The 5,305-nt window shown below is 48.5% G+C and carries 2 tRNA genes and 3 rRNA genes; all 5 read right to left on the bottom strand.

The features are described 5' to 3' along the window. Positions 1-19: 19 nt before the first annotated feature. Positions 20-128, bottom strand: a 5S ribosomal RNA gene (rrf, locus tag ACLI09_RS17900). A gap of 170 nt (positions 129-298) precedes the next feature. After that, a 23S ribosomal RNA gene (locus ACLI09_RS17895) occupies positions 299-3,176 on the bottom strand. A gap of 126 nt (positions 3,177-3,302) precedes the next feature. Next, positions 3,303-3,376: transfer RNA gene (locus ACLI09_RS17890), tRNA-Ala, on the bottom strand. 102 nt (positions 3,377-3,478) lie between these two features. Next, positions 3,479-3,552: transfer RNA gene (locus tag ACLI09_RS17885), tRNA-Ile, on the bottom strand. Between the two features lie 102 nt (positions 3,553-3,654). Beyond that, a 16S ribosomal RNA gene (locus tag ACLI09_RS17880) occupies positions 3,655-5,170 on the bottom strand. Together the 16S, 23S and 5S rRNA genes with 2 tRNA genes alongside form the textbook arrangement of a ribosomal RNA operon. Positions 5,171-5,305: the final 135 nt, after the last annotated feature.

The raw sequence follows: 5,305 nt of genomic DNA, 5'->3' as shown, positions 1-5,305 counted from the left end.
TTGTAAAGGGTTTTAAAAAGAAAGGCGATGACATACTCTCCCACAAATTGCAGTACCATCTGCGCAGGCGGGCTTAACTTCTCTGTTCGGGATGGGAAGAGGTGAGCCCCGCCGCAATAATCACCTTAAAAGGTTTATTTGGTTTCAGGTTTCAAGTTTCAGGTTGCCAATAGGAATGCTGAACCATAAACACTAAACTCAAAACGCAAGCGAGTTGCAATATTATTAACATACTGAGATAAAGAAAAATTGGTTTTTAAAGAAAGTTCTCCCCCGCCTTGCGGCGGGGAAAGAGGATGTACATAAGCTAACGGGTTATTAGTACTACTCGACTATGACATTACTGCCTTTACATCTATAGCCTATCAACGTGGTCATCTTCCACGACCCTTAAAAGAAATCTCATCTTGTGGTGGGTTTCGCGCTTATATGCTTTCAGCGCTTATCCCTTCCCGACGTAGCTACTCTGCGGTGCCCCTGGCGGGACAACAGATACACTAGAGGTCAGTCCGACTCGGTCCTCTCGTACTAGAATCAGATCCACTCAAATTTCTAACGCCCACAGTAGATAGAGACCGAACTGTCTCACGACGTTCTGAACCCAGCTCGCGTGCCACTTTAATGGGCGAACAGCCCAACCCTTGGGACCTTCTCCAGCCCCAGGATGTGACGAGCCGACATCGAGGTGCCAAACCCCCCCGTCGATATGAGCTCTTGGGGGAGATCAGCCTGTTATCCCCGGCGTACCTTTTATCCTTTGAGCGATGGCCCTTCCATGCGGAACCACCGGATCACTATGCTCTACTTTCGTACCTGATCGACCTGTATGTCTTTCAGTCAAGCTCCCTTATGCCATTGCACTCTACGCACGGTTACCAAGCGTGCTGAGGGAACCTTTAGAAGCCTCCGTTACTCTTTTGGAGGCGACCACCCCAGTCAAACTACCCACCAAGCAATGTCCCCCACAACGCGGGGTTAGGCCTCAGATAACCAAAGGGTGGTATTTCAACAATGACTCCGCAACGCCTGGCGACGCCACTTCACAGTCTCCCACCTATCCTACACATCAATTATCCAAGGTCAATACTAAGCTATAGTAAAGGTGCACAGGGTCTTTTCGTCCCACTGCGGGTAATCGGCATCTTCACCGATACTACAATTTCACCGAGCTCATGGCTGAGACAGTGTCCAGATCGTTACACCATTCGTGCAGGTCGGAACTTACCCGACAAGGAATTTCGCTACCTTAGGACCGTTATAGTTACGGCCGCCGTTTACTGGGGCTTCAATTCAATGCTTCTCCGAAAATAACATCTCCTCTTAACCTTCCAGCACCGGGCAGGTGTCAGGCCCTATACTTCATCTTACGATTTTGCAGAGCCCTGTGTTTTTGATAAACAGTCGCCTGGACCTTTTCACTGCGGCCAGCATTGCTGCTGGCGACCTTTCTCCCGAAGTTACAGGTCTATTTTGCCTAATTCCTTAGCCATGAATCTCTCGAGCACCTTAGGATTCTCTCCTCGACTACCTGTGTCGGTTTACGGTACGGGTTCTTATAATCTAAGTTTAGAGGTTTTTCTTGGAAGCCCTTAGGCACACTATCACTTTGCCCGAAGGCTCCGTGTACTATCGTATTTCACCAAACTCTGCGCATTTAACTACAAAGTCTATAGCTAGGTACTTTAACGAACTATTCCGTCAGTTCGCGGTGCTTTCATCACTCCGTCGCCCCATCACAATTATAAGAAGCACGGGAATATTAACCCGTTGGCCATCGACTGTCCCTTTCGGGTTCGCCTTAGGTCCCGGCTAACCCTCAGCTGATTAGCATAGCTGAGGAAACCTTAGTCTTACGGTGTGCGGGTTTCTCGCCCGCATTATCGTTACTTATGCCTACATTTTCTTTTCTAACCGGTCCAGCATACCTCACAGTACACCTTCAGCCCTGTTAGAATGCTCCCCTACCACTTGTATTACTACAAATCCATAGCTTCGGTACTATACTTATGCCCGATTATTATCCATGCTCGTCCGCTCGACTAGTGAGCTGTTACGCACTCTTTAAATGAATGGCTGCTTCCAAGCCAACATCCTAGCTGTCTGGGCAGACAAACCTCGTTTTTTCAACTTAGTATAGATTTGGGGACCTTAGCTGATGGTCTGGGTTCTTTCCCTCTCGGACATGGACCTTAGCACCCATGCCCTCACTACTGGTAAACATTTATTAGCATTCGGAGTTTGTCAGGAATTGGTAGGCGGTGAAGCCCCCGCATCCAATCAGTAGCTCTACCTCTAATAAACTAAGCCAGCGCTGCACCTAAATGCATTTCGGGGAGTACGAGCTATTTCCGAGTTTGATTGGCCTTTCACCCCTACCCACAGGTCATCCGAAGACTTTTCAACGTCAACCGGTTCGGACCTCCACTATGTGTTACCACAGCTTCATCCTGCCCATGGGTAGATCACACGGTTTCGCGTCTACCATTACTGACTAAAGCGCCCTATTAAGACTCGCTTTCGCTACGGATCCATACCTGAAGTACTTATCCTTGCCAGCAACGGTAACTCGTAGGCTCATTATGCAAAAGGCACGCCGTCACCCCACTAAAGGGCTCCGACCGCTTGTAGGCGTATGGTTTCAGGATCTATTTCACTCCGTTATTCACGGTTCTTTTCACCTTTCCCTCACGGTACTGGTTCACTATCGGTCTCTCAGGAGTATTTAGCCTTGGCGGATGGTCCCGCCGGATTCAGACAGGGTTTCACGTGCCCCGCCCTACTCAGGATACCACTATCCTTTACATTCATTACTTATACCGGGCTATCACCGTCTATGGCCTACCTTTCCAGGTAGTTCTAATTCTGTTTGCAAGAAATGTCGTGGTCCTACAACCCCAAAATTGCCGTAACAACTTTGGTTTGGGCTGTTCCGCTTTCGCTCGCCACTACTTACGGAATCACTTTTGTTTTCTTCTCCTCCGCCTACTTAGATGTTTCAGTTCAGCGGGTTTGCCCCCTATCGGGTGATATGTCTTCAACATATCGGGTTGCCCCATTCGGAAATCACCGGATATAATCTGTATGTGCCAGTCCCCGGTGCTTATCGCAGCTTATCACGTCCTTCTTCGCCTCTGAGAGCCACAGGCATCCCCCATACGCCCTTATTTTGCTTATTGTACTTACAAGCTGACAGCTAATAGCTATCAGCCATATGTGCTTTCTATATTTTTCTTGTTTTTCTTATCTCAATATGTCAATGAACTTTTAGCTGATAGCTGTCTGCTGACAGCTTTTAGCTTTCGTGGAGAATATCGGAGTCGAACCGATGACCTCCTGCGTGCAAGGCAGGCGCTCTAGCCAGCTGAGCTAATCCCCCGTTTTCAGTAATCAGTTAACAGTTTTCAGTTAACAGTCCTATGCGGTTCGTCACTAAAAGTGCAACTCATCTTCTAAAATTTCCTTCTAAGTGTAAAAGTAGTAGTCCCGGGCAGACTCGAACTGCCGACCCCTACATTATCAGTGTAGTACTCTAACCAGCTGAGCTACGAGACTGTATAATCCTCTTTTACTCCTTATAATATTATTTGAACTAACAGCGAGAGTAAGTATCCTATTACTTACATCAAAAATCAAAACAAGCGGCCGTGTCTCTAGAAAGGAGGTGTTCCAGCCGCACCTTCCGGTACGGCTACCTTGTTACGACTTAGCCCCAGTTACCGGTTTTACCCTAGGCAGCTCCTTGCGGTCACCGACTTCAGGTACCCCCAGCTTCCATGGCTTGACGGGCGGTGTGTACAAGGCCCGGGAACGTATTCACCGGATCATGGCTGATATCCGATTACTAGCGATTCCAGCTTCATGGAGTCGGGTTGCAGACTCCAATCCGAACTGTGACCGGCTTTATAGATTCGCTCCTGGTCGCCCAGTGGCTGCTCTCTGTACCGGCCATTGTAGCACGTGTGTAGCCCAGGACGTAAGGGCCGTGATGATTTGACGTCATCCCCACCTTCCTCACGGTTTGCACCGGCAGTCTCGTTAGAGTTCCCGACATGACTCGCTGGCAACTAACGACAGGGGTTGCGCTCGTTATAGGACTTAACCTGACACCTCACGGCACGAGCTGACGACAACCATGCAGCACCTTGTAAGTTGTCCGAAGAAAAACCTGTTTCCAAGCCTGTCAACCTACATTTAAGCCCTGGTAAGGTTCCTCGCGTATCATCGAATTAAACCACATGCTCCACCGCTTGTGCGGGCCCCCGTCAATTCCTTTGAGTTTCAGGCTTGCGCCCGTACTCCCCAGGTGGGATACTTATCACTTTCGCTTAGCCACTCAGTCTTACAACCAAACAGCTAGTATCCATCGTTTACGGCGTGGACTACCAGGGTATCTAATCCTGTTCGCTCCCCACGCTTTCGTCCATCAGCGTCAATAAATTGTTAGTAACCTGCCTTCGCAATCGGTATTCCATGTAATATCTAAGCATTTCACCGCTACACTACATATTCTAGTTACTTCACAATAATTCAAGTCCTACAGTATCAATGGCAGTTCGACAGTTGAGCTGCCGGATTTCACCACTGACTTATAAAACCGCCTACGGACCCTTTAAACCCAATGATTCCGGATAACGCTTGGATCCTCCGTATTACCGCGGCTGCTGGCACGGAGTTAGCCGATCCTTATTCTTACGGTACCGTCAAGCCGGTTCACGAACCGGTGTTTCTTCCCGTACAAAAGCAGTTTACACACCATAGATGCTTCATCCTGCACGCGGCATGGCTGGTTCAGGCTCTCGCCCATTGACCAATATTCCTCACTGCTGCCTCCCGTAGGAGTCTGGTCCGTGTCTCAGTACCAGTGTGGGGGATCTCCCTCTCAGGACCCCTACCCATCATAGCCTTGGTATGCCGTTACCATACCAACTAGCTAATGGGACGCATGCTCATCTTGTACCGTTGGAACTTTAATAATCAAGTGATGCCACTCAAAAATACCATGGGGCATTAATCCAAATTTCTCTGGGCTATTCCCCTGTACAAGGCAGATTGCATACGCGTTACGCACCCGTGCGCCGGTCTCAAAGCCCGAAGACTTCTACCCCTCGACTTGCATGTGTTAGGCCTGCCGCTAGCGTTCATCCTGAGCCAGGATCAAACTCTTCATCGTATATTTTAATATTTTTACGACCTTATTTGCTAGTTTCTCTAATTCAATAAAAGCTAGTATTCTTACTCTCTCTTATGCTGTCAATCCAATATGTCTATGAACGTGTCATTCTTGTTTTTCGTTTCAGGTTTCACG

It is taken from the genome of Flavobacterium sp. RHBU_24 (genome assembly GCF_046613695.1).
Lineage (GTDB): Bacteria > Bacteroidota > Bacteroidia > Flavobacteriales > Flavobacteriaceae > Flavobacterium.
This window is presented reverse-complemented; position numbering and strand designations above follow the sequence as displayed.